This is a genomic window from Breznakibacter xylanolyticus, from assembly GCF_003254275.1.
Lineage (GTDB): Bacteria > Bacteroidota > Bacteroidia > Bacteroidales > Marinilabiliaceae > Breznakibacter > Breznakibacter xylanolyticus.
This window is the reverse complement of the sequence record NZ_QKZK01000042.1, coordinates 1-26,819: the sequence shown is the minus strand read 5'-3', so window position 1 is coordinate 26,819 and position 26,819 is coordinate 1. Positions and strand designations below refer to the sequence as shown.

Annotated in this window: 16 protein-coding genes, 1 tRNA gene and 1 pseudogene; 8 read left to right on the top strand and 10 right to left on the bottom strand. The window is 46.7% G+C overall.

Annotated features, from left to right (window positions below):
- Positions 1 to 487: 487 nt before the first annotated feature.
- The 3 genes from LX69_RS15695 to LX69_RS15685 form a co-directional block, all read right to left on the bottom strand.
- Positions 488 to 1,978 (bottom strand): UxaA family hydrolase, encoded by a 1,491-nt coding sequence (locus tag LX69_RS15695; protein ID WP_111446991.1) that lies wholly within the window; start codon positions 1,976 to 1,978, stop codon positions 488 to 490.
- A gap of 145 nt (positions 1,979 to 2,123) precedes the next feature.
- A complete protein-coding gene (locus LX69_RS15690; RefSeq protein WP_111446990.1) occupies positions 2,124 to 3,605 on the bottom strand; it encodes a tagaturonate reductase in 1,482 nt (493 codons plus the stop codon).
- A gap of 28 nt (positions 3,606 to 3,633) precedes the next feature.
- Positions 3,634 to 4,677: a LacI family DNA-binding transcriptional regulator gene (locus LX69_RS15685; protein WP_111446989.1), complete on the bottom strand. Its 1,044-nt coding sequence runs from the start codon at positions 4,675 to 4,677 to the stop codon at positions 3,634 to 3,636.
- 914 nt (positions 4,678 to 5,591) lie between these two features.
- On the opposite strand from LX69_RS15685, the gene LX69_RS15680 reads away from it, so the two are divergent.
- Positions 5,592 to 6,146, top strand: a complete 555-nt coding sequence (locus LX69_RS15680) for a 5'-methylthioadenosine/S-adenosylhomocysteine nucleosidase family protein (protein ID WP_111446988.1) — start codon at positions 5,592 to 5,594, stop codon at positions 6,144 to 6,146.
- A 110-nt stretch (positions 6,147 to 6,256) separates the two neighbouring features.
- Here the strand turns inward: LX69_RS15680 and LX69_RS15675 are convergent, their stop codons facing one another.
- Positions 6,257 to 6,625, bottom strand: a complete 369-nt coding sequence (locus LX69_RS15675) for a YraN family protein (protein WP_111446987.1) — start codon at positions 6,623 to 6,625, stop codon at positions 6,257 to 6,259.
- Positions 6,626 to 6,759: 134 nt separating this feature from the next.
- Complete coding sequence (locus LX69_RS15670) at positions 6,760 to 7,668, bottom strand: S66 peptidase family protein (RefSeq protein WP_111446986.1); 909 nt, start codon at positions 7,666 to 7,668, stop codon at positions 6,760 to 6,762.
- 372 nt (positions 7,669 to 8,040) lie between these two features.
- On the opposite strand from LX69_RS15670, the gene metG reads away from it, so the two are divergent.
- Complete coding sequence (gene metG, locus LX69_RS15665; RefSeq protein WP_111446985.1) at positions 8,041 to 10,077, top strand: methionine--tRNA ligase; 2,037 nt, start codon at positions 8,041 to 8,043, stop codon at positions 10,075 to 10,077.
- 152 nt (positions 10,078 to 10,229) lie between these two features.
- Here metG and LX69_RS18200 read toward each other — a convergent pair whose 3' ends face one another.
- Together LX69_RS18200 and LX69_RS18195 are read right to left on the bottom strand one after the other, a co-directional pair.
- Positions 10,230 to 10,682: an STAS domain-containing protein gene (locus LX69_RS18200; RefSeq protein WP_245935044.1), complete on the bottom strand. Its 453-nt coding sequence runs from the start codon at positions 10,680 to 10,682 to the stop codon at positions 10,230 to 10,232.
- Positions 10,683 to 10,733: 51 nt separating this feature from the next.
- Positions 10,734 to 11,695, bottom strand: a pseudogene (locus tag LX69_RS18195) (SulP family inorganic anion transporter); the annotation flags it as partial.
- 1,141 nt (positions 11,696 to 12,836) lie between these two features.
- Between LX69_RS18195 and LX69_RS15655 the strand changes: the two are divergent.
- Both LX69_RS15655 and LX69_RS15650 read left to right on the top strand, forming a co-directional pair.
- Positions 12,837 to 12,920: transfer RNA gene (locus LX69_RS15655), tRNA-Leu, on the top strand.
- A 112-nt stretch (positions 12,921 to 13,032) separates the two neighbouring features.
- The gene (locus LX69_RS15650; RefSeq protein WP_111446984.1) at positions 13,033 to 14,274 is read left to right on the top strand and encodes a 3-deoxy-D-manno-octulosonic acid transferase; all 1,242 of its coding nucleotides are present in this window, start codon (positions 13,033 to 13,035) and stop codon (positions 14,272 to 14,274) included.
- 637 nt (positions 14,275 to 14,911) lie between these two features.
- Here the strand turns inward: LX69_RS15650 and LX69_RS15645 are convergent.
- A complete protein-coding gene (locus tag LX69_RS15645; RefSeq protein ID WP_111446983.1) occupies positions 14,912 to 16,069 on the bottom strand; it encodes an MFS transporter in 1,158 nt (385 codons plus the stop codon).
- Positions 16,070 to 16,523: 454 nt separating this feature from the next.
- Between LX69_RS15645 and LX69_RS15640 the strand changes: the two genes are divergently transcribed.
- Positions 16,524 to 19,085 (top strand): adenosylcobalamin-dependent ribonucleoside-diphosphate reductase, encoded by a 2,562-nt coding sequence (locus LX69_RS15640; protein ID WP_111446982.1) that lies wholly within the window; start codon positions 16,524 to 16,526, stop codon positions 19,083 to 19,085.
- A gap of 560 nt (positions 19,086 to 19,645) precedes the next feature.
- Complete coding sequence (locus LX69_RS15635; RefSeq protein ID WP_111446981.1) at positions 19,646 to 20,266, top strand: ribonuclease H1 domain-containing protein; 621 nt, start codon at positions 19,646 to 19,648, stop codon at positions 20,264 to 20,266.
- A 1-nt stretch (position 20,267) separates the two neighbouring features.
- Here the strand turns inward: LX69_RS15635 and LX69_RS15630 are convergent, their stop codons facing one another.
- Complete coding sequence (locus LX69_RS15630) at positions 20,268 to 22,181, bottom strand: histidine kinase (RefSeq protein WP_221621392.1); 1,914 nt, start codon at positions 22,179 to 22,181, stop codon at positions 20,268 to 20,270.
- 467 nt (positions 22,182 to 22,648) lie between these two features.
- Between LX69_RS15630 and LX69_RS15625 the strand changes: the two genes are divergently transcribed.
- Together LX69_RS15625 and LX69_RS15620 are read left to right on the top strand one after the other, a co-directional pair.
- Positions 22,649 to 23,905, top strand: a complete 1,257-nt coding sequence (locus tag LX69_RS15625) for a phosphoglycerate kinase (protein ID WP_111446979.1) — start codon at positions 22,649 to 22,651, stop codon at positions 23,903 to 23,905.
- Positions 23,906 to 24,563: 658 nt separating this feature from the next.
- Complete coding sequence (locus LX69_RS15620) at positions 24,564 to 25,460, top strand: hypothetical protein (RefSeq protein ID WP_111446978.1); 897 nt, start codon at positions 24,564 to 24,566, stop codon at positions 25,458 to 25,460.
- A 295-nt stretch (positions 25,461 to 25,755) separates the two neighbouring features.
- Here the strand turns inward: LX69_RS15620 and LX69_RS15615 are convergent, their stop codons facing one another.
- Complete coding sequence (locus LX69_RS15615) at positions 25,756 to 26,241, bottom strand: hypothetical protein (RefSeq protein WP_146260769.1); 486 nt, start codon at positions 26,239 to 26,241, stop codon at positions 25,756 to 25,758.
- Between the last annotated feature and the right edge of the window lie 578 nt (positions 26,242 to 26,819).

The window sequence follows — 26,819 nt, the reverse complement described above, 5'->3', positions numbered from 1 at the left end:
ATCCAACGCATCTAAGAACCCAGCATTCAACAGCGTACGATGGCATACCCTGCCGCTGTGATTACGGTAGCTCTCCACTAAACGGTAATAACCGCTATAGATTCCCGTTTCGGGGTTGGTGCGCATGGATACTTTGAAATACATGCCCCAAAGTAAACATGTAAACCGCTGATATACAATACCCCCTTGTGTACTACAAATGATTTTTCGAAAATTCAGACACTGATTATCAATGTATTACAAAAGCAAATAGAGCAAAAGAGCCTATTTTGAGGTGAAAAAAGGTGTTTTTTTAATGAATTTTGGATGGAAAGCTGCAAGATGGGTTAAATTCATTTTTCAACTCTTAATTCGCATTATCAACGAAAAAACCCGCCCGGACAATCCGGACGGGTCTCTCTCTGAAAACTCATCATAACAGTAAAACACTCCTAAAAAGCAGGGATAAGTCCCTCCGGACTCAACCTTTATTGTGCCGGAGACTGCCTTACAGGGTTACCCCCGACTTAAAGATGGCAATCTCACGATAGTTCCTTATCTCGTTATTAACGCGTTTGCCGTTGGCCACCTCAATGACATATTGCAGCAACTCTTCGGCCATTTCGTCCATGGGCTTACCGTCGGCAATCGGACCCGCATCAAAGTCAATCCAGTGGGGCTTGGCTTCGGCCAGTGGCGTATTTGAAGAGATTTTCATGGTGGGAACAAAACTGCCAAATGGCGTTCCGCGACCGGTGGTAAACAACACGATATGACATCCTGCAGCGCCCAAAGCCGTACTGGCCACCAGGTCGTTGCCGGGCGAACTGAGCAGGTTCAAGCCTTTGGTCGATAAGCGATCGCCATACATCAACACATCTTTGACCGTTGCCTTACCGCACTTTTGGGTGCATCCCAGAGATTTATCCTCGAGCGTGGTGATGCCACCATCTTTGTTACCCGGCGATGGATTCTCGTAGATGGGCTGTTTGTTCTCGATAAAGAAATTCTTGAAGTCGTTGATCAAATGCACCGTCTTGTCGAACACATTTGAGTCGCAGGCACGGTTCATCAAAATGGTTTCGGCGCCAAACATCTCAGGTACTTCGGTCAACACCGAAGTGCCTCCCTGGCTCACCAATATGTCGGTGACCTTGCCCAGCAACGGGTTGGCTGTGATGCCCGACATACCGTCAGAACCGCCACACTTGAGGCCGATGCGCAATTCCGAAATCGACACATCCTCACGCTTGTCGGCAGCTGCTATGGCATACACTTCGCGCAACAGCGCCATGCCTTCCTCGTGCTCGTCTTTCACTCGCTGCGTTTCGAGAAACTTGATGCGCGAGGCATCATAATCGCCCAAAAACTCTTTGAAAGCCGTGGGCTGATTGTTCTCACATCCCAAACCCAACACCAACACGCCCCCGGCATTGGGGTGCAACACGATGTCGCGAAGAATCTTGCGGGTATTTTCGTGGTCGTCGCCCAACTGCGAGCAACCATAGTTATGCTTGAAAATCTCGATGGCATCCACCTTCATGTCGCCACCCATCTCGCTGCGCAACTGTGCCAGCATGCGCTCGCCAATGCCATTGACGCATCCCACGGTGGGAACAATCCACACTTCGTTGCGGATGCCCACGTCACCATTTTTACGACGATAACCTTTAAAAGTAAGATTGCGCTGCGGCATGCTCACCTCTTCAAAATTGGGGTCGTAACGATACTCGAGCGTCCCGCTCAAATTGGTCTTCACATTATGCGCATGCACGTGCTCACCCACTGCAATGGGAGCGATGGCGTGACCAATGGCATAACCGTATTTCATCACATCTTCACCCACGGCAATGGGCTTGATGGCGAACTTATGTGCCCGCTTAATATCTGTTTTCAACGTCACGATACTTCCATTCACATCGGCCTGAAAACCGGCCGGCAAATCGGTGAGCGCTACCGCAACGTTATCATTGTTGTCAATCAGGATAATTTTTGACATGGCGTTGGTTTTTTGAATTTTCAGTACCGGAACCGGTTGTCACACCGACATTTGTTGCCGGACGAAACCGGTTCCGGGCACTGCCACTTAATCTATGAAAAACACAAACATTTACTTAAGAATCGTCAATTCCACGTGAATCAACTTATTTACAGCAGCAACCACACTGGCCGCTGTTGTTCACGCACTCTTCAACCACTTTAAACATGCCATCGGCAAGGATTTTCGAGAGGTAACAAGCCGTCATGTCGGCATAACCTTTGATTTGCGTCAAGTCTTCGCCCCACAAAGTGGTGTTGGTCAGAATGGCATTCACCACCCCGGCAGCATCCAATTGTTTGGCATCATATTTTGCCCAGGCACTGTTGAATACTTCCATCACGACAGCTTCGTCCTGAACATTAATGGGGTTACCATTTAAGGTTCCACGGTAAAAGGCGATGAGCGCAGCCATGGCCACCACCAGGTTATTGGGCAATTGCCCTTTTTTGGCCAGATATTCTTTCACCGTGTCGAGCACACGGGCTTTGTATTTCGATACCGAGTTGAGTGAGATGCTCATCACGGCATGCTTCACAAATGGGTTGCGGAAACGATCTACAATATCGTTGGCAAACGACACCAATTCAGCTTCGGGCATGTTCAACGCAGGAACAATCTCGTTGTAGATGGCTTGATGGATAAACTTGCCCAACACGGGATGTTCTACTGCTTCGCGCACATACTCCACGCCGCTCAAATAAGCCACTGGCGTGAGCACGGTGTGAGGACCGTTGAGGATACGCACCTTGCGGGTACGATAAGGGGTCACATCATCCACAAACAACACGTTCAATCCGGCTTTGTCGGCAGGGAATTCATTTTTGATCCACTGTGACCCTTCAATCACCCACAGGTGGAATTGCTCGCCTTCAACCACCAACGAATCTTCGTAACCGGCAGATGCGTTCACTTCCTTGGCAGTTTCGGGGTTGTAACCGGGAACGATGCGATCGACCAGCGTGTTGGTGAACACACAAGCTTCGTTCACCCACTTGGTGAAATCGGCACCCAGGCTCCAGAGTTCGCAATATTGATTCACACATTTTTTCAACTTGTCACCGTTGCGGTCAATCAATTCGCATGGCATGATGATCAAACCTTTTTGGGCATCGCCGTTAAAGGTCTTGAAACGGTGGTGCAACAACACGGTCAATTTTGCGGGATACGAAGACGGGGGCACCATGTCGGCTTTGTCGCGCTCATTAAAGGCAATACCGGCTTCGGTGGTGTTTGAAATCACAAAACGCATGTCGGGATTCTCAGCCAGTTTCAGGTACTCATCAAACTGAGCGTAAGGATTGATACCGCGCGAGATGGACTTAATCAACTGCACATCCTTCACCGGCTGACCATTCTTCAACCCTTTTGCAACCAATGTATAGAGACCGTCCTGGCTATTGAGCACGTCCACCATCCCTTTGTCGATGGGCTGCACCACCACCACGCTGCTATTGAAATCAGCTTTGTCGTTCATCTCCTGAATCATCCAGTCAACAAAAGCGCGCAGGAAGTTACCTTCTCCAAATTGAATGATGCGTTCGGGTGCGCGTGAAGCGTCTTTTACATTGGTTCTGTTGAGTTTCATAACGATATGTGTTTTTTTAAGTTGTTATTTAATGATGTTCTGCCACCACAGGCTGTTGTTTGATGGACGAATCACGCACCACCAGGGTGGTCTTCATCACAATTTGACGCGGCGTGGGTGGCTGCAATGACTCAATCTGACTGATGATTAATCGGGCGGTCTCCTGCCCCATCTCATAAGCCGGATGGGCAACCGTAGTAAGCGCGGGAGCCACCACCGATGAGTGAAACTCGTCGTTAAAGCCCGTCACGGCAATATCCTGAGGAATGCGCAGCCCGTTATCGCGCAACACTTTCATGGTCACGTAGGCAGCAGTGTCGTTCACACAAAAAATGGCATCGGGACGCTTCGACAACTTCAACAATCGGTTCACGGCCTCAATCACGTTCTCGGGCTTCATGCCCGTATGAATCAAAAGATCTTTGTCGAACTCCAATCCTTTATCGTTGAGCGCCATCAGGTAACCGGCAACACGCTCACGCGTGATATTCAGTTGCCGGGGGCCGGCAATGTGAGCGATGCGTTGCGAACCGCTATCGGCCAGGTGACAGGTAATGGCCTTTGCCGCTTCGGCATTATCAGCAATCACCGACGAAAACTCGTTGGTGCGACACACCCGGTCGAAAAATACCAGCGGCAGCTCCTTGGGACGCACCTTATCAAAATGCGAATAGTCAAGTGTCTCCTCGGTCAGACACATAATAAGTCCGTCGACATTGAGTCGTACCATGTTCTCGACACACTCTATTTCACGCTGATACGACTCCTGCGAATTGGCGATGACAATGAAATAGCCCTTTTTGCGTGCAAACGCTTCAATGCCACTGATCACCGAAGCATAAAAATAACGCTCCATGTTGGGTACAATCACCCCGATGGTTTTGGTGGAAGCATTCCGAAAGCCTACGCCCGACGCACTCACCTGGTAGTTGAGTGTCTTGGCCATCTCATGCACCTTTTTCTTAACCTCCAGACTGATGTCGGGATGATTTTTTAAGGCACGCGAAACCGTTGACACCGATATGCCTAACGCCTCCGAAAAATCCTTTAATGATACTGCCTTTTTTCCCATCGCAATGTTTAGCGCTTTTTTGTGATAATCGTCTTAAGCAAATTTAAAGAAGCAGGCTTCAATTCGCCAGCTTTCATTAGTTAATCGACGTTAATTAACACGCAATTTTTGCACTACACCTCAAATTGAGGGTAAAAGCCTGACACACCTGCAACTTAACGAAAAGCTTTTTGAGGTTTGTTTACACTTTCGCAACTCAACACGACCACCTGAAAACATGAATGTTAAAAGGGATATTTTTCTCTAATCCTTTCAAATGCCGCACACACCATGAAAACAAACTGCACACACACCTAAAAAATGGCCTCTAATTTTGCGCAAAAGTCAAACATGAGCTTCTGCCGAAAATTTGCGTCTCAACGTCATTTTTTTCGCAAAGAGTACAAACGATTGTATTTTTCATCCCAAAATAATTCCGAAAACAAATGTCATCCCAAATGAGCAATCATTCTTTGCATCGCATCATTTTGTCTTTTCATGCATCATCTGCAAATATTACATTTGCATGAGTCTCTTTAGATGATAAATCAATGTGCAAGGGCAGATCAATCCACCCACATCGCTTCCTTCACAACTCCAGATTCGGGTAATAATTAGACAATAACTTATAATACAGCCACATACTAAATCACAAACACAGAAATCAATCCTAAGAATCACAAAGCGAGAATAAATGTCGTTAGTTAAGAGAAAAAGAGGTCAGACAAAGAAGAAAGATGATGAGATGAAAACAGATGTTTAGATCTGTTCTCTTTGTCCCTTCAGTCCAATCTCTCTGTCTATAGTCTATTCATCTTCTTGTCTTTTTTGTGAATCGCACTCACTTGACGACATTGAAACGAAAATCGTGAGATAATTAAAAATTCTCATCGTCTTGCGTCTTGATACTCATATCTTAATACTTTATCTAACACATGAAAATCCTGATCCTCTATGCGGTAGCCGAAGAATTGCTCCCCCTCGATTTGCCGCAACATCACATCACGCTTGCTCAATCAGGCGTGGGTAAAGTCAACGCCACCATCACCGCTTTCGAGGCCATCACCCAACACAATCCCGACCTGGTCATCAACATCGGCACCTGCGGTTCGGTGCACCACCCGGTGGGAAGCATCCACCGATGCCACACCTTTATTGACCGCGACATGGAAAAATTAAAGGAATTTGGACTCAAAAGTCAACTCGATTTCTTGAACGAGATAACTGAAACTCCGGCATTGAATAAATGGACTTTCAATTCTGTCTGCAACACCGGCGACACCTTCCTCACCGATGCTGACGGCACCGGCGATGTATTCGAAATGGAGGCCTTCGCCATTGCGTCGGTGTGCAAGCACCTCTCTAAAACATTGGTCGCCATCAAATATGTCACCGACGTCATTGGTCAAAACTCTGTGAAACACTGGCAGGACAAACTTGCCGATGCAAGGGTGGTACTAAAGAGGGAGATAGAAGAACTACTCAATTAATTGCGCTGCTTTATCTAAACCTGGAAGGTTTTAGAACCAACCAATACAAAACTCAGACACTCAAGCATAAAATTAAAACCTCGTTCAACACGCGTCGTTATCTCCATTCCTTAGCGGTTCACCTCCGGATGAAAAGCCTCCTGCAAATGTTCAATCTCAAACGCATCGCCATGACGAATGATGGACACCACATCGAACCGAACCTCTAATTCAATCTGATGCAAATTAATATAAGCCTCCACAGCCTTGCTTAAAAATGAGATTTTACTGCGCCCAATGGCCTCCTTGGGGTGTTCCCACTCTTGTGTGGAACGTGTTTTCACCTCTACCACCACCAAATAATCGCCATCACGGGCAAGAATATCAATTTCGTAAGGATGATAACGCCAATTGGTCTCCCATATCTCAAACCCTTTGAGCTCTAAAAAGCGAACCGCTTCCTCTTCGCCAATGTGACCGGATTCGTTGTGTTGTGCCATAAATCAGAATTGATTTAAGGAATGAGTATGCAGTCCTGCGATGGGGGTATTCCCCTTCTTCAACTCACGGAACATCTTCATCCCTCTTAAAAACTATAAAATGGATGCTTTCAGCTAAAAAACGACTTAACAAATCACACACCCGAAAAATCAAGACATCCCTCTGAATGGTTAACCGTGAGCCTGACATCTCGCCCCATCACCAGCGGATAGTTGGGCGATGCATGCCCGGCCGGGAAGCCAAACATCACCGGAAAATCATATCCCTGCACTGCTTCCAGAATAATCTCTTCCACCGACTGGCCATAGGGGGTGACATTGTCCTTCATCTCCGTAAAGTGTCCAACCACCAATCCTGACAGACCGTCAAATACGCCACCCAATCTGAAATTCTGCATCATCCGATCGAGATGATAATGATACTCGGCCAAATCCTCGATAAAAAGTATTTTGCCCCGTGGGTCAAAAGCGTATGGGGTTCCGCGCAAAGCATACAACAACGACAGATTGCCTCCACAAAGTTCCCCACGTCCTTCACCGACACGATTCAAAGAATGTGGTGCGACTTGATACAATGGCCATTCGCCGACAAGGAGATCCATCAGCCGCAAAAAATCATCACTCACCGCATGACCATCCATCCACCCTTTGGGCATGGATGCGTGCAACGAAGCAAGCCCCTGTCGCTGCATGGCTGCATGCAACACCGTGATGTCGCTAAATCCCACCAGCCACTTGGGGCGAGCTGCCATCGCGGAAAAATTCAACCCATCCACCAAACGCATGGTGCCATAACCGCCACGAAGGCATAGGATCACATCCACCTCGGGCGCATCCATCATCATCTGCAAATCACTGAGACGCTGTGCATCGGTAGCCGAAAACTGGTGATGGACACCATCGATGTAACGCCCCTTGACGACACCAAATCCGGCATCCAGAAGCACCATCACCGCCTGCTGCACCACTTCTGGTGCGACTTTACCGGCCGGTGCCACCAAGCCGAAGGTGGCCTGCTTTTTTATAAACGAAGGAACTATCATATCCTAACTATTTTTTACACAACCTCGAAAACCGCTAACTTTCACTTCTCTCAAACCCAAAAGACACAAACACCCCAACACACCAGATTGATATATTCAGAATTTTAGTTAAAGTCGCATCGTGAACGCTAAAACGAACAAATATCTAAACAAAAAAACACAGTGTCTTTGCGCCTCTGCGTTTATATCTTACGCGGTGTTTTCTTATCTCTCAAAGATAACCGAATAGGCTATTTCACTATCTTTGCCAAGTTAAACATTTTTGTCGGCCTGCCACCTTCGATCCCAATTTTAAAAGAATCGCCCGTTATTTCAAAAATCATCATCAACCCGGCATATCCGAGTGTGTATTCAAATAGAGTTGCCTGAATTATGACAAACAATTACAAAAGAACGCTTGTAACCACCGCGTTACCTTATGCCAATGGCCCTGTGCACATTGGCCACCTTGCAGGCGTATATGTCCCTGCCGATGTGTATGTGCGATACCTCCGCCTCAAAGGCGAAGATGTGTTGATGATTGGTGGATCGGACGAACACGGAGTGCCCATTACCCTCAAGGCAAAAAAAGAAGGCATCACGCCTCAGGACGTGGTGGACAAATACCATGGCATCATCAAAGAATCTTTTGAAAAATTCGGCATCTCATTCGACATTTATTCGCGAACCTCATCGCCGGTTCACCATCAAACAGCATCCGATTTCTTTAAAACTCTTTACGACAAGGGCGAATTCATCGAAAAAACTTCTGAACAATTTTACGACCAAGAAGCCAAACAATTTCTGGCCGACCGGTACATCACCGGAACCTGTCCTCATTGCCATAAGGACGGTGCCTATGGTGATCAGTGCGAAAGCTGTGGCACATCGCTCAACGCTCTGGATCTGATCAACCCCAAATCGACCATCTCGGGCAGTACGCCGGTGATGAAGATGACCAAACACTGGTACCTCCCCCTCGACAAACACGAACCGTTTCTGCGTCAATGGATCCTGGAAGAACATAAAGAATGGAAAACCAACGTGTATGGTCAGTGCAAATCGTGGCTCGACCAAGGGCTGCAACCACGTGCCGTGAGCCGCGACCTCGACTGGGGCGTGCCTGTGCCTGTTGAGGGCGCCGACGGGAAAGTGCTGTATGTGTGGTTCGATGCCCCCATCGGCTATATCTCGGCCACCAAAGAACTCACCCCCGATTGGGAAAAATACTGGAAAGACAAAGAGACACGACTGCTCCACTTTATCGGGAAAGACAACATTGTGTTCCATTGCATCGTCTTCCCATCGATGCTCAAAGCCGAAGGGTCGTTTATTCTGCCCGAAAACGTCCCCGCCAACGAATTTCTAAACCTGGAGGGCGACAAAATTTCAACCTCGCGCAACTGGGCCGTGTGGCTGCACGAATACCTCGAAGACTTTAAAGATAAGCAGGATGTGCTGCGTTACGTGCTCACGGCCGCGGCTCCTGAAACCAAGGACAACGACTTTACCTGGAAAGACTTTCAGGCGCGTAACAACAACGAATTGGTGGCCATTTTGGGCAACTTTGTAAACCGCGCCGTGGTGCTCACCCAAAAATATTACGAGGGTAAAATCCCCACCGCTGGCCAACTCCAGGACTACGACAAAGAGACGCTGGCCGAAATTACTGCCATTGTGGCTCGTGTGGAGGAATCGCTCAACCTGTTCCGCTTCCGAGAGGCGCTGCGCGAAGCCATGAACCTGGCCCGATTGGGCAACAAATATCTGGCCGACATGGAGCCTTGGAAACTGGTGAAAACCGATGCCGAAAGGGTCAAAACCATCATGAACGTGTCGCTGCAAATCACTGCCAACCTGGGCATCGTGTGTGAACCCTTCTTGCCTTTCACCGCCGCCAAAATCCGCAACATGGTAAACTTAGGCAGCCTCACCTGGAGCGACGCCGGACGCACCGACCTGCTCGCCCCGGGACATCAAACCAACGAACCCGAGCTCCTCTTTGCCAAAATTGAAGATGCCGAAATTCAGCTGCAACTCGACCGACTGGCGGCCTCTAAAGCGGCCAACCAAGCCGCTTGTAGTGTTGCTGACCCGGCCAAAGAAAACATCTCGTTCGACGAGTTCTCTAAAATGGACATCCGCGTGGGAACCATCCTGGAAGCCGAACGAGTGCCCAAAACAAAAAAACTGATGAAACTGCTGGTAGACACCGGCATCGACAAACGAACCGTCGTGTCGGGCATCGCCGAATTCTTCACCCCCGAAGAAATAATCGGCCGTCAGGTCAGCATCCTGGTGAACCTGGCGCCCCGCGACCTCAAAGGAATCACATCGCAGGGCATGATCCTCATGGCCGAAAATGCCGATGGAAAACTCTGCTTTGTTCAACCCTCCGAAATGGTTAAACCCGGGTCGATGATCAAATAAAATATCATCATCACCTTAGTGGGTGACAAAAAATGAATTAAAAAAAGCCGCAACAGCGGCTTTTTTATTTTAAAGCAAGGCGGTACAAAATAACTCAGCGTCTTCGCGTCTTTGCGTTGAGTCTTAACTTTGTACTCATATAACAAACCGACTTATTTACCGACCGGTTTATTCAACAACACACGATAGGTAGGATCTTCAATAATATTGACATCAATCACCTCCTCGGCATTCTTCAACAACATTCGACAATCGGAACTCAGGTGCTTCAGGTGTATGGTCTTCCCTTCGTTGCGATAACGCTCAGTGATGCGATTGAGTGCCTCAATGCCCGACATATCAGCCACTCGACTGTCCTTAAAGTCAATGATCACCTCGGTGGGATCATTCAAAACGTCAAACTTCTCCTGAAATGCGGTAACTGACCCGAAAAACAAGGGGCCATAAATCTCATAATGCTTCACCCCGTTGTCATCGACATATTTGCGGGCACGGATGCGTTTGGCATTTTCCCACGAATAAGCCAATGCCGAAATAATCACACCTATCAACACCGCCAGCGCCAAATTATGGAACACCACCGTCACCAACGCCACCACAACCATCACCAATACATCAACCACAGGCATCTTACCAAAGGTCTTTAAGCTGGCCCACTCAAATGTACCTATGGCCACCATAAACATCACCCCGGTGAGAGCTGCCATCGGTAATTTTTCAATCACCGGAGCCCCAAACATCACAAACACCAGCAACATCACCGAAGCCACAATACCACTCAATCGGGCACGGGCTCCGGAGGAGATATTGATGAGGCTTTGCCCGATCATCGCACACCCGCCCATGCCACTGAATAAGCCCGACAACATATTGGCAGACCCTTGTGCCACACACTCCTTGTTACCCCATCCCCGGGTATTGGTAATTTCATCCACCAAATTCAACGTCAACAAACTCTCAATCAATCCGACTCCGGCCATAATGAGTGCGTATGGAAATATCACACCCAAACTTTCGACATTAAAGGGAATGGCAGGAATGTGAAACGGAGGAAATCCTCCTTGTATCGATGCAATGTCACCCACCGTTTTGGTGTCGACACCAAAACCGATGGCAATGGCAGCCACCACCACAATGGCGGCCAACGATGAGGGGATGGCTTTGGTAAGCTTGGGGAGTCCCCAAATAATGAGCATCGTCAATGCGGCCAATCCCAACATCAAAGCCAGAGTGCTGCCGGTCATCCATTGCATCCCCCCTTCTGCGCCTGTCTCTTTAAAATGATCGAGCTGTGCCATGAAGATCACGATGGCCAAACCGTTCACAAAACCAAACATCACAGGATCGGCACCAAACGAATAAATTTACCAAGCTTAAGCACACCGGCCAACACCTGAATCATGCCTGCCAATACCACCGTGGCGAAAATATATTCCGGCCCATGCGACTTGGCCAACGCCACCAGTACTACAGCAACGGCGCCGGTGGCTCCGGAAATCATCCCCGGACGTCCCCCAAAGATGGAGGTCACAAAACCCATCATAAAAGCAGCATACAAACCGGTTAAAGGGGAAAGTCCGGCAATCATCGCAAACGCAATGGCTTCGGGAATCAGCACCAGTGCGACAGTTAAACCCGACAAGACCTCGGTCTTGTAATTGACTTTCTGCTGAAAATCGAAAAGATTAAATACTTGTTTAATATATGATACACATCACGGTTGACGCTTTAAATCATTAATGATGCATGCAATGGATTCACAAAATGCCTTCGATAAATGCGAACACGACAAACCTCTTCATCACAACCATGCCTAAACCACCGTCAGGCAATTCAAACACACAATTCGCACCTCAATTTGAGATGGAAACCAAACACCGGAACAACGATAATTTGCGGGGAGTGGCGGAGTAAGAAATAGTAAACGCTCCGTCGCTTTTTGTTGAAGCCACAAAAGTAACCCTTCACAGGAAACATCCCCAAAAGGTTTGTTTTTTTTAAAAAAAGGCACTTTATCAATAATCTTAAAGCAATGTCATTGAGTTAGTGACAATCGAATAATAGACAAGAAGAATTTAAGATAGCAGATAAATTAGACTGTGAAGACTGTGAAGACAAAGAAGACATTTCTGATTCAATGTCGTTAAGTTAAGCCCTGAAAGGGCGATAAGCAGTAGCGTGGGGCATCGCCCTACGATGAATGCAAACTCAATCTTAGAGCCCTAAATTGAAAATCGACGAAGTCAAAGGGCGTAAGCTTATGCCCTTTCAGGGCTTGAGTTCATTGTCTACATTTAACAGGGCTTTGCCCTGCTCTATTGCCGGCGCCCCGTTGGGGCTTAACTAAACGACATTGATTTCTAATTATCTTTCCTCATCTCATCATCTGTCTCATCGTCTCACGTCTTCTTTTCTTAACTAAACGACATTGTTGCATGTATTATCATTTACCACTTTAACATCACTCAATAAGAAACTACGATATAACTCCTTTGAATTATCTGCTTTTTATTTAAACGCAAAGCGTTCAAATGAACTCAGCGCCTTCACGTCTCTGCGTTTATTTTGACTCTAAAAAACAAATGTTAGACATCTGAAAACCGAAGATCGACACACGACATGACGCCATGAACAAAAAACCTCAAATCCCAACACACTCACAACCTGACAGATGCAAACAAACTGAAAAAATAAATTAAAAAACCCCTACCAACCCCTTGCAGAATTAAAACTTTCCTCTACTTTTGTGCCCACAACAAGCCCAGATGGCGGAATTGGTAGACGCGCTGGTCTCAAACACCAGTAGGTTCACCCCTGTGCCGGTTCGATCCCGGCTCTGGGTACGAAAAGCTCAACTTCAACTGAAGTTGAGCTTTTTTCATTTCACACCGGAGAGGCTTACGCCTCTACAAGCTCTAATAAAATACTATATTTGCCCATCTATCATTCATTGTCATGAGACTACTTTACAACATCGGATTAATCGCTTATCAAATCCTGATTCACCTGGCTGCCCTGTTCAACCACAAAGCGCGACTGCTGGTTCATGGACGTAGGGACACCATGAAAAAGCTCTCCTATATGCGATTCACCAAGCCCGTCATCTGGTTTCATGCCGCCTCTTTGGGCGAATTTGAACAGGGACGACCGGTGATCGAAGCCATCAAGAAACAATTCCCCGACAAACAAATACTGCTCACCTTCTTCTCCCCTTCTGGGTACGAGGTGCGCAAGAATTACTCAATGGCCGATCACATCTTTTACCTGCCGGGCGACAGCCCTCGCAACGCTGCACGCTTCATCGATACCATCAAGCCCGAAATGGCCTTTTTCATCAAATACGAATTCTGGTTTCACTACCTGAGCGCACTCAAAAAACGAAACATACCCATCTATGGCGTATCGGTGATCTTTCGCGAACACCAACCTTTTTTCAAATGGTATGGCAAATGGTTCCGTCAAATACTGGGATGTTACTCCAAATTTTACCTGCAGGATCAAAAATCGTTGGATCTCTACAAACGAGCCGGATACGACAATGCCGTCGTGTGTGGCGACACGCGCTTCGACCGCGTGTGGGAAATCGCTTCCCTCTCGCGCGAAGTGGAAATCGCCCGAAAATTCACTCAGGGATGCGACAAAGTAATTGTCGCCGGCAGCACTTGGCCCAAAGATGAAATCCTGTTAGCCAAATACATCAACTCACACCCAAACGTCAAACTCATCATCGCCCCCCACGAGGTACACGACGAACACATCTTAAAACTTGAAACGCTCTTCAGGGTACCTCATTTCAGATACACACAAGCACCTCACGGGGTCGAAAATTTCAGAGTCATGGTGCTCAACACCATTGGCATGCTCTCGTCGATTTATCGCTACGGCAGCGTGGCATACGTAGGCGGCGGATTCGGCAAAGGCATCCACAACACCCTCGAAGCAGCCACATACTCAACACCGGTTGTCTTTGGCCCCAACCACAAAAAATTTAAAGAAGCCATCGACCTCATTCACGTGGGCGGCGGATTCACCATCAACAACTACGACGACCTCAACGACTACTTTACACAATTCTTTAGCAACCCTGAATTCCTCATTCAATCGGGCGAAAAAGCCGGCGAATATGTCAACTCTATGCGCGGCGCCACCGAACTCATCATGAGCGAGGTTTTTGAAAACCAAGACACTATGTCATAGCAACTCACGATAGTTATCGACTCATGCAACATCCATGACGCCGATCGGAGACACTCAGAAACATGATTATTGGGCAAAGCGCAAAAGTGAAAGAGCACACCAGCAACATCATAGTTGCCATCACAATATCCAAATTCGACGAATTAGCCCCTGTCACTACTATATAACTCTTTTGAGCTATCTGCTTTGTTATTTAAACACATGGCGTAACAAAATAACTCAGCGCCTTCGCGCCTTTGCGTTTATTCTGACTCTGTGTTCAAACCAAACTCTGTGATTTACAAAACGCCAAGGCCGATAACCGAAGGGAAATTTCGTGTAATTCGTGTAATTCGTGTAATTCGTGTAATTCGTGGACAAAAAACCAAAAAATAAATTCACACCCAAAACAACAAACACACGAACCAAGCCGCAAGTATGCTTTACTCTCTATGAAGCACGATCATTGACGAGTTCCTTGTGCCCATTGCAAAACAAGACATTACCAAAATCAACTCAGCGCCATTGATGTTTCTAAATAACTCTTTTCCGTTGTTGCACTGAGATCTCCTCTCCTCACTAATCTCATCCTATCTCACTACAAATCAGTGTCAGTTCTTATTTAATTACACTGAGAAAGATGTTTTAAAGCACCACCTCACTTCGCCACATCTTTTCTCCGCCCGGCAAACGCCAACACAAAAGCCCCCAATACAAACACAGTCAGCAAAATAAAACTGACATACAGCGAATACATCCGCGCCACAAAACCCAACACCACCGGACCAACCAAAAACCCGACATTAGATGACGCCGCGATAAACGAAATACCGTCCGCGGGTCGTATCCCCGGAATATTGGTCGCCAAACGATAAATCTCGGGCACAACAATGGAGAATCCCAATCCCACAACCAAAAATCCGGCAAAAACACCCACGGAATGCGCGGTCAACACCAGCACAAAACCCAGCAGACTGGTGCCAATGGCCATCCCCAACAGACGCCACGAACCAAAACGGGCACTCAACCCATCACCGGTAAATCGCCCCACGGCCATCCCACCTGCAAACAACGCATACCCAAAACCCAAATACTCGGCGCTCACCATCACCTCCTTCTCCAGAAATAAAGCACTCCAATCGGCAATGGCACCTTCGGAAGCAAGCATAATCATCCCTATAGAGGCAATCAATAACAAGGGACGCCACACGGAATGACCGCTCCCTCCCTTGCGGCGTGCTTCGCCTTTGATATTCCAATATTCTTTCCGAAACAGTAGCTGCGCCGCTATCAACAACACCAATAAAACGGTCACATGCAACAACGGCTGACCAAAACGTCCGGCCAAATAACCGCCAATGGAGGCTCCTATGATGCCACCAATGCTCCAAAACCCGTGACTCCCGGTCATGATATACTTACCTGCTCGTCGCTCAATCTCGGCAATCAACGAGTTTAACGCAATGGCAAACACAGAACTCGTCATCCCATAATAAAACAAAGCTACCAACAACCAATGATACGTTGGCGCCGAAAAGATGCCATACAACGATGTCCCATACAACACGAAACCTATAAAGGCCTGACGACCCACCCCCAACAAATCGGTGAGACGATTACTCAACGGAATCATCACAAACGAACCTACAGAGGCACAAAAAAGAGCCGTGCCAACCTCCATCTCACTGATATGAAGCTTCGAAACCAAATAAGGAATGTACACAACCCAGGTGCTAAACACCATCGCAAAACACAAATACATAAAGGCCGGAGCAAAAAAACGGCGCTCCTGAAAAAAAATTCGCAACGACAACATATCTCTCACTTATTGATAATCGCACAAAAGTAGAGATTAATCATCCACTCATTCCAACATTATTTGATGATAACGCCATTTTAACAACGCCTAAAAAACGTCCCTCCCGTTTCAACAATAGGGCTAAAAAAACAAACAACATAGCGCTGCAGCCTCATGAAATCGGCGGTTTGAAACTGATTTCACCCGACTTACAAAACTTGAATCAATACAAAATTTTTAAACCGTTTTTTTTTCAACAATTTCAATTTCGGACAACTTTCACGAAGTTATCAACAAGCATACCCCTTGTTTTTCTGCCTATTGAACTATATATTTGAAAACTGGGGGCGTTTTTTAACACTCTGCAGTTTGTCCGTTTCAAAAACTAATGCGTAAATTGCATTCACAAAAATCAACAAGATTAAAATCTTTAAACCCCATATTTCTACATCTTTAAAAAATTAACCTCATCATGGCAACGCAAGAACTCAATCTGACCCTTATGAAAAAGACCTACTCTAACGACGAAGCCTTTCATGCAGCCCTGGAATACTTTAAAGGCGATGAACTGGCAGCTCGCGTTTGGGTGAACAAGTACGCACTCAAAGACTCCGACGGTCACATCTACGAGCGCACCCCCGACGACATGCACCGACGTCTGGCTGCTGAAATCGCTCGCATCGAAAAGCGGTATCCGAACCCCATGTCCGAAGACCAGATTTTTGAATTGATGCGCGACTTCCGTTACATCGTCCCTCAAGGTGGCCCGATGACCGGCATCGGAAACGAATACCAAATCGCTTCCCTTTCAAACTGCTTTGTCATTGGCAACGACGGCAACTCCGACTCGTACGGTGGCATCATGAAAATCGACCAGGAGCAGGTACAACTGATGAAGCGTCGCGGCGGCGTTGGCCACGACCTCTCTCACATCCGCCCGAAAGGTTCGCCGGTTAAAAACTCAGCCCTCACCTCTACCGGGCTCGTGCCTTTCATGGAACGCTTTAGCAACTCAACCCGCGAAGTGGCTCAGGATGGCCGACGCGGCGCCCTCATGCTCAGCGTTTCCATTAAACACCCCGACTCGGAATCGTTCATCGACGCCAAACTGGAACAAGGTAAAATTACAGGCGCCAATGTGTCTGTAAAAATTGACGACGACTTCATGCAGTCTGTGACCAAAGGACGTCAATATACCCAACAATACCCCATCGACGGCGATCAGCCCAAGTACACCAAAAACATTGATGCTAAAGCTCTTTGGGACAAAATCGTGTACAACGCATGGAAATCGGCCGAACCAGGCATCCTGTTCTGGGACACCATTATCCGTGAGTCGGTTCCCGACTGCTACGCCGACCTGGGATACCGCACTGTGAGCACAAATCCTTGCGGCGAAATACCGCTCTGCCCTTACGACAGTTGTCGATTGCTGGCTCTCAACCTATACTCGTATGTAGAGCACCCGTTTTCTCCCGAAGCTCGTTTCAACTTTGACCTGTACCGCCAACACGTGATGCTCGCTCAGCGCATCATGGACGACATCATCGACCTGGAGCTCGAAAAAATTGACGCCATCATCGAAAAAATTGATGCCGACCCCGAAAATCCCGAAATCAAAGCCGTGGAACGCAACCTATGGCTCAACATCCGCAAAAAAGCCATCGAAGGCCGACGCACCGGCGTAGGAACTACCGCCGAAGGAGATATGCTGGCTGCTTTGGGACTCCGATACGGAAGTGACATCGCCATTGACTTCTCTGTCGAAATTCATAAAAACACCGCATTGGCAGCTTACCGTTCTTCGGTGAATATGGCCAAAGAACGTGGCGCATTCCCAATCTACAATTTCGATCGCGAACGCAACAACCCATACATCCAACGTCTGCGCGCTGCCGACGAGCAACTCTACGAGGACATGCGCCAGTACGGACGCCGAAACATCGCCCTGCTGACCATTGCCCCAACCGGCACAACAAGCCTCATGACGCAAACCACCTCGGGCATCGAACCCGTGTTTATGCCCGTGTACAAGCGCCGCCGAAAAGTTAACCCCAACGACCCAAAAGTGCGCGTTGACTTTGTGGACGAAGTGGGCGACAGCTGGGAAGAATACATTGTGTTCCACCACAAATTCGTGACCTGGATGCAAGCCAATGGTTACGACGTGACCAAACGTTACAACCAAACGGAACTGGATGCGCTCATCGAAAAATCACCCTATTACAAAGCCACTTCCAACGATGTCGACTGGGTTAACAAAGTGCGCATGCAGGGCGAAATCCAAAAATGGGTCGACCACTCCATCAGCGTAACCATCAACCTCCCGGCCGATGCCTCCGAAGAACTGGTAGGGCGTCTATACGTCGAAGCATGGAAAAGCGGTTGCAAGGGCGTGACTGTGTACCGCGACGGCTGTCGAGCCGGCGTTCTGGTGGCCGATACCGGCAACAAAGAGAAAAAAGAATCGGAAGATATCGCCCGATTCTCCTCAACGCGTCCAAAGGTGCTCGAGGCTGATGTGGTGCGTTTCCAAAACAACAAAGAAAAATGGATTGCATTCGTGGGATTGCTCGATGGCCGTCCTTACGAGGTCTTTACTGGGTTGGCCGATGACGAAGATGGCATCCTCATCCCAAAAAGCGTGACCAGCGGCCGCATCATCAAAAACAAGGAAGATGAGGAAACCACTCGTTACGACTTCCAATACGACAATAAACACGGATACAAAATCACCATCGAAGGCCTTTCCTATAAATTCAATAAAGAATACTGGAACTACGCCAAACTGATCTCAGGCGTGTTGCGTCATGGCATGGCCATCGAAGACGTGCTCAACCTCGTGGCCAGTCTGCACTTCGATAACGAAAGCATCAACACTTGGAAAAACGGCGTGGAACGCGCCCTCAAAAAATATATCCCCGACGGAACAGTGGCCAAAAAAGGGCATTGCGAAAACTGCGGATCCGACACCCTCATCTATCAGGAAGGATGTCTCATTTGCCAAAGCTGCGGCTCGTCGAAATGCGGATAACCGATCAACTTTTGTACTTTTGTTTGTATCTGAACGGAGGGTGGCAACGGCCACCCTCTTTTTTTTATCTTTGCACAATGAATGCAGATGAGGGATCTGGATCTCTATGAAAACAATGGATGTAAATTGAATCTTTCATTCGTCATAAACCTTTAAGAATCCAACGACTGTGCCTCCCCATTCGCCCCCCCCCACGGTGGGCTGATTTAAATGATTTTTGGCTCTATGTCGAATTCTATGGGTAAACAAACATGAAAGCACGAAATCAAACAAGGTAACTAAGCCGCCTTCGGAAAATGGCGTTAAAAAAATCATAGGCCTGAGCGTTAAAAAATATGCGCTGTTTGAGCTTGCGAGTTCGCAGATTTTAGCGAAGGCCTATGATTTTTAGCCATTTTACGTCAGCGGCGGCCTTTTTTGCTTACTTTTTGGGGCTGTAGCCAAAAAGTAAGAGCCCGCCCGGCTTGAGGGCACGAAATATAGGTCTGAGTAAATACACACTTATTATTACCCACACAAATCAGAATAGAGCCTGATTTTTATTACCTCACACTTCCGTCATGGCAAAAAAAAACTTCTACGTCGTTTGGATTGGTCTTAAACCCGGAATCTACCGCACCTGGGACGAATGCAAAGCCATGACTCAGGGTTTTCCGAATGCAAAATACATGGGCTTTGCAACGCTCGTCGAAGCACAAAACGCGCTCGCCAACGGCGCCCCAAATGCTGACACCAAACAAAATCCCCCTCATCCGTCTCTTCAAAACAAAACAGGAAACTACATCATCGACAGCCTGGCCGTGGATGCCGCTTGCAGCGGAAACCCCGGCGTGATGGAATACCGCGGCGTGCACATAGCCTCGGGACAGGTATGGTTTCACCAAAAATATGAACTCGGAACAAACAACATTGGGGAATTTCTGGCCATCGTGCACGGACTGGCTGAACTAAAAAAGAGAAATCTAAACATCCCGCTCTACACCGACTCCGAAACAGCCCTCAGCTGGCTCCGACGAAAACGATGCAACTCTAAACTGGAAATCAATCAGCAAACCACGGCGCTCTTCCAAATCATTCAACGTGCCGAATATTGGCTGGCCAATAACACTTGGACTCAACAAGTATTGAAATGGGACACTGAAAACTGGGGGGAAATACCGGCCGATTTCGGACGCAAATAACTCACGACTGCGGAATGTGATCCATCAACTGATCTCGAACCGATACTGCATTGCCATTCAACGTAAATTCAGGCAACGTAAATTCAATCATCACTCCGGTAAACGTTTTTCCCGGTATGTCTTCAACATTCACCCGAATGTGATTGACCGTTTCATTTCCTTCATTCAAAATACGAATACGACGAACAACATCCTGATAAATCTTCGACCGCTCCCAGGCCTCACCCCCTTGTAATTCGGAATGACCCGCCGATATATCACGGTCATGAATGCGATAAACAATCGAATGATTCACCTTCGAAAAACTAACCCACAAAATCCCTTCTTTCCCCATTTCACTGGTACTACGATCTATGATGCGTTCCAAAAACGGCAATCCCAACATGGGGGGAATCAACGTGGCTTGTATGTCGATCGACTCATCAATGTGGATGATATATTTCAAGCGCTCGTTAAATCGCAATGCCTGAAGACTCAAATACAATTCCAACAGCTCCTTTTCATTTGACAACGTGGTGTATTCTTCTTCACTGTACTTCAACACCAAACGCATCAACTTAGAATAATCCCCCAAATACTCGATGGCTGTGCGCTGCTTGTTCTCCAATATAAAGGATTGAATGGCTGTGAGAGAATGAAACATCAATCCCGGCGAAATATTCGACCGCAACACACTCTGATCCAATGCAATCATCCGCTGATCTTCCACAGCATGTCTCCTGTAAAAAAACAGTGTCAAGCCACCCGCTGTCATCAACACCAACAACAATACAACGAGGAGCAAAAAATAAAAAAATTGGGTGTCGAGTCGATCATGTAAAGATGCTAACTCTGCCTGATGTTGTGTACGCAGCAACGCATCTGCTTGGGCCTCTTCCTCTTGCGCACTCAAAAGCAATGAATCATGAATCACCAACCATCGATCGGTGATCGACAATGACTTTTCAAGCGCTCCTATTTGACGATACGCATGACTCAAGTGCTTTAGGTTAGCAATTCGTTGATGTGGCGCATCTATCCGGGCATATAATCGCTCACTGATTTCATATTCGCGGGCTGCTGATACATAATCTTTCTGTGTAACCATCCCATCTCCAACTCGGGCATAACAGTTGGCCTGCCCCAATACATCGCCCAATCCCCGATAAACATCCAAGGCCTGTTGTATAAACAACAACGCCTTGCTATCGCCGGTCTTTTGATACAAAACCCCCAAATCTAACAACACATCCGCCCGATTGCCGTCATCATCAAGCGCCCAAAAATCTGACAACGCCTCTAAATAATGACTCTCGGCCTTTTCATATTGATGACGCTCCACCAATGCATCGGCCAAATCACACGACACCTCTGCTACCTTTGCCCGTATGCCCAGCGATTCATAAAGATCGGTCGCTTGTGCTAAACGATGCTCATAGCCTTCAAAATCATCCTGTGCAATCTGAACATCAGCCATCAGCGTGTAAACATACGCCAAATATGCTGTCAGTTCTTGTTGACGACTTAGTTGCTCTGCCCGGATGTAGGACTCCAATGCGTCTGAATATCTTTCCAACGCCCCATAAGCAAGACCAATATTTACATAAGCATCTAATAACCCGGACACATTATGCCCCATCTCATAGGCACGCTCGGCTTCTTGAAAGTAAGGAAATGATTCGGAATAATGATCTTGGTGTAACAACGCGCGACCAATGGCCATGTTCGCGTGAGCCACCGTCACAAAATTGTTACGCCCCACTCGTTCTAAAATAAAAGCGCCCATTCGCCTCGAACTGTCAGGCTGACTGTCCGAAACTTGCAAAGCATACACCGACATGTGATGAAGCTTGTCATCACCGACTGTGCGATCCATTAACTGCAACAAACTATCAATGCGTGATGCATGAAGATGCATCCCCGATGAACCAATCATCAGGATTATGCACAGCATCACCACTTTATCACAAAACCGCATATGACAGTCAATATTTTTTGAAAAGCAAACATACGGCAAAAATCGGAATATTGATATTATATAAAGTATTTTTTGACGAAAACTTCCATCCAAAAGACAAAATATCAACTTCGTAACACAAAAAACCGCAGGATGTGAACTCTGAAAAATATTTTTCAATCAACAATTCATTCCTTTAAACGAAACTACGATTCCCCCTTATTTTCGGATTCCTTCAACTGTTTATGCAAAGCGCAAGCTTTAATGGCATCGCCGCTCTCTCATAAGCTCATCTCACTGTCTCCTCCTCCATCCGCCTTGATTCTTGATACTCACATCTTGATACTTATCACCTCATCAATAATTGTAGAAAATAATAAAACACTCGAATGTGGAAAATTTGTATTTTTGAGCCTTAATTTTGAAAACCTAAAACACATAGCATTATGGCATTAATTGACAGCTACAACTTTAAGGGTCAAAAGGCAATTATCCGCGTGGATTTTAACGTGCCCCTCGACAAACAAACCTTTGCAGTAACCGACGACACTCGCATCCGCGGTGCGTTGCCTACCATCAAAAAAATTCTTGCCGATGGCGGTTCTGTCATCCTGATGTCGCACCTCGGCCGCCCTAAAGGTGTTGAGGAAAAGTACTCGCTTAAGCACATCATCTCTTGTCTGACAGCTCACATCGGTCGCGAAGTGAAATTTGCCGATGACTGCGCTGGTACTTCTGCCGAAAAAATGGCTGCCGATCTGAAAGCCGGTGAAGTGCTCTTGCTCGAAAACCTCCGTTACTACGCCGAAGAAGAAGGGAAACCACGTTTGCCCGAAACAGCCACCGACGAAGAGAAAAAAGCTGCCAAAGCTGACATCAAAGAAAAACAAAAGGCTTTCACCAAAAAATTGGCTTCTTACGCTGATTGTTACGTGAACGACGCCTTCGGGACTGCTCACCGCGCTCACGCTTCTACCGCTTTGATCGCTGAGTATTTCCCCGGCAAAAGCATGTTCGGTTACCTTATCGAAGCCGAATTGAAAGCCATGGACAAAGTGTTGACCCAGGCCGAAAAACCTTTCACGGCCATCATGGGTGGTGCCAAGGTATCCGACAAAATCCTCCTGATCGAGAACCTGCTCAACCGCGTTGACAACCTCATCATTGGTGGGGGGATGACTTATACCTTCATCAAAGCTCAAGGCGGTCAAATTGGCAAATCGCTCTGCGAACAAGATAAACTGGATCTGGCGCTGGAAATCCTCAAAAAAGCCGAAGCCAAAGGCGTGAAAATCTATTTGCCCGTTGACGCCATCAACGCCGATGCTTTTGATGCGAACGCCAACACCAACACATCTAAAACCAACGAAACTCCCGACGGTTGGATGGGATTGGACATTGCCGACGAATCAATCAAAATCTTCAGCAATGTGATTGAAAACTCTAAAACCATCCTTTGGAACGGCCCCATGGGCGTGTTCGAAATGGACAAATTCGCAAAAGGTACCACCGAAGTGGCCAAAGCCGTTGCTCGCGCGACCTCTAAAGGCGCTTACAGCCTCGTAGGAGGTGGTGACTCGGTAGCTGCCGTCAACAAAAACAAACTGGCCGACCAAATCTCTTACGTGTCAACCGGTGGCGGTGCCATGCTCGAATACATGGAAGGTAAAGAATTGCCCGGTATCAAAGCCATTCGCGGTTAATTCCCCTCCCTCTTCATCTATAAAAGCCCCGTTTCTCGGGGCTTTTTTTATTTTACACCCGACAATCAAACACAAATCGTGTCTTTTAAATGAAACTCCCCATCACTAACGTGTAAACTCACAACAGCACACATAAGGTCATGACAGCGTCAAGATCAATTTTATCTTTCCTTAAGATGATTAGTGTCCACATTTTAATGCAATAAATAAACTTTAAACTCTTATTTGACATAACAACTACATACCCCTTCCGAATTACCTGCTTTCTCACTTAAACGCAAAGTGTTACAATAATACTCAGCGCCTTAGGGCCTCGGCGTTTAATCCTACTCTGTGTTGCTTCAAAAACATTACGAAACCAATTCGGATAAATAATCAGCAACGACTAAATTCACGGTAAAAAACGAACAACCCATTTTTTTTAAAGTACAAACCAGAATTCCATCTCGTCGATCCTCCTCCGGCATCAATCCATCATACAAAATTGAAGGCTTTCGCATGATTTTTTAACCCATCCTCACCGACCGTTGCAGCAAAATGGGTTATATTTGGCGGCATCATTCATCTGGACATGCCCAAACAAAGCTGAAACCTTGCATTTTTTACAAATCAGGTTGTCCTTTTGACAAAAACAAAACAGAGAACAAACTCATATGTTATGAATCAATCAAATCATCCCAAATTCACAAAAAACACAACATACCTCCTCATTGCCATCGGATTATTATTGGCTCTGGTCGTCTATTTGATGATTGATAAAAAAGTGGTCGTGGTCGAAAAAGAAAAAGAAATTGACGAAATCACGCTCGAAAAAGCAATCCTGGCTCGCGACTACAGCGAACTCGCGCTCGAATACGACTCTCTACAAACCAACAACTCTGAAATTAACCAACACTTAGATCGCGAACGTGAACGCGTGTCGCAACTCCTCGAGGAAATTAAAACCATGAAATCGGCCAACGCGGCCCAAATCAACCAATACAAAAAGGAACTCTCGTCGCTGCGTAACGTCATGAGAAATTTCATCGTCCAAATCGACTCGCTCAACTCGCGAAACCAACAACTGACGCAGGAAAACAAAGAAGTGAGACAACAATACTCCCAAATTCAAGATTCATACTCTGAACTCTCCAAAGAAAAGGAAACGCTGGTTCAAAAAGTGGAAATCGCCGCAAAACTCGAAACCCACGGCATCACGGCCATGGGTCTCAACAACCGCAATAAGGAAACCAACAAGGCCGTCCGTACCGACAAAATCAAAGTCTCCTTTACCCTGCTCAAAAACGTCACTGCTCCCGTGGGCGAGAAACAAATCTTCATGCGACTGCAACGCCCCGATGGCGCGCTGCTCTTTCATGCCGATGAGGACCGCTTCGCATTCGAAGGTAGCCAAATCAATTTCTCGGCTGCAAAAACCGTGGAATACGGCGGTGAAAACATCGACTTGGCCATCATATACGACGCCGACGAAGGCGAATTAATGGCCGGAAAATACGACATCGATCTTTTCGCCGATGGAAAACAAATCGGCAAAGCAAAATTTGAACTCAAATAACGTAATACACAATAACAGCGGAGGGTAGTCAGCACATGACCACCCTCCGCTGCTCTTTTACACTTTAATTGAATCACGTGAGAATCGCGAATCCCTCACAAATCGACGCTCTCCATTATCTGAATCATGCTTATCTTGTCATCTGCACAGCATGAGCATGTAATCTCGGACATCCCTTTTCATAATCCTCCGCCTTCTGAAAGGGCTTCTTCACAAATTGAGGGCAACCCCCTATGAACACAGACTCACCCGGCAACAGGTTCGTCATGTCGTCATGGTTTCACTGCCATCATCCCTAATCTCCGGTTCCCGTAAACGCCAGCGTCCGCATCAATGATGGATTACGGATGAGTTCCTGGGTCGCCTCCGTCAATGGAAACGTCGACAACGAAGTATATTCTGTCTTGCTTTGATGGCACTCCTGGGGGACAAAATTCAAAAAGGCCTCGTAAAATTTCACCTGCTCAAAATATGTTAGACGAGCTCGCGTACCCGTCATCAGGTATCGACGCATCCAATAACCTACCGGCCCGGTTAAACCAACAACCTGAAGTCCTTTAATTTTCAAAAAGTAATCTAGCGCCTCTTCGTCACTCAAGCGCTGCAATGTGATTTCTCTAATCACCTGAATCACTTGATTCCGACAGACACCTCCTCGAACAAATAAAACCTTTTCTAAAGCTGTCTTGCCATACTTTTCTGTCATCCAACTGCCGATACGCCGATTCACAACAATCAATGCAATCAACACCATCACCAGGCCTATTATCACGTACAACATAACCGTCAATTTTTCTGTCATTACTTATTACGCTAAATCACGATGAAGGTTATCAGTGGTTCATGTTCTCTTACCGTCAACCGGACACATTGGTTACTTTTCATTGACTAAAAAACGTCCAATATAGATGAATGTCCGTTTTTAACAGACAAAAAAGACAAACTCGTCTTCCGCTCGCAACTGAAGCAGGAATAAATTAATAAATAATGCAAATAAGAGTTGAAAGCTTTATCTACTGTATTAACCCATCTTGCAGCTTTCCATCCAAAATTCATTAAAAAAACACCTTTTTTCACCTCAAAATAGTCTCTTTTGCTCTATTTGCTTTTGTAATACATTGATAATCAGTGTCTGAATTTTCGAAAAATCATTTGTAGTACACAAGGGGGTATTGTATATCAGCGGTTTACATGTTTACTTTGGGGCATGTATTTCAAAGTATCCATGCGCACCAACCCCGAAACGGGAATCTATAGCGGTTATTACCGTGTTTAGTGGAGAGCTAGCGTCATTACGCTACCTTTACAAAGCGAAAATCTGTAGTACACAAATCCGAACTCGAAAATGAACAATTCATT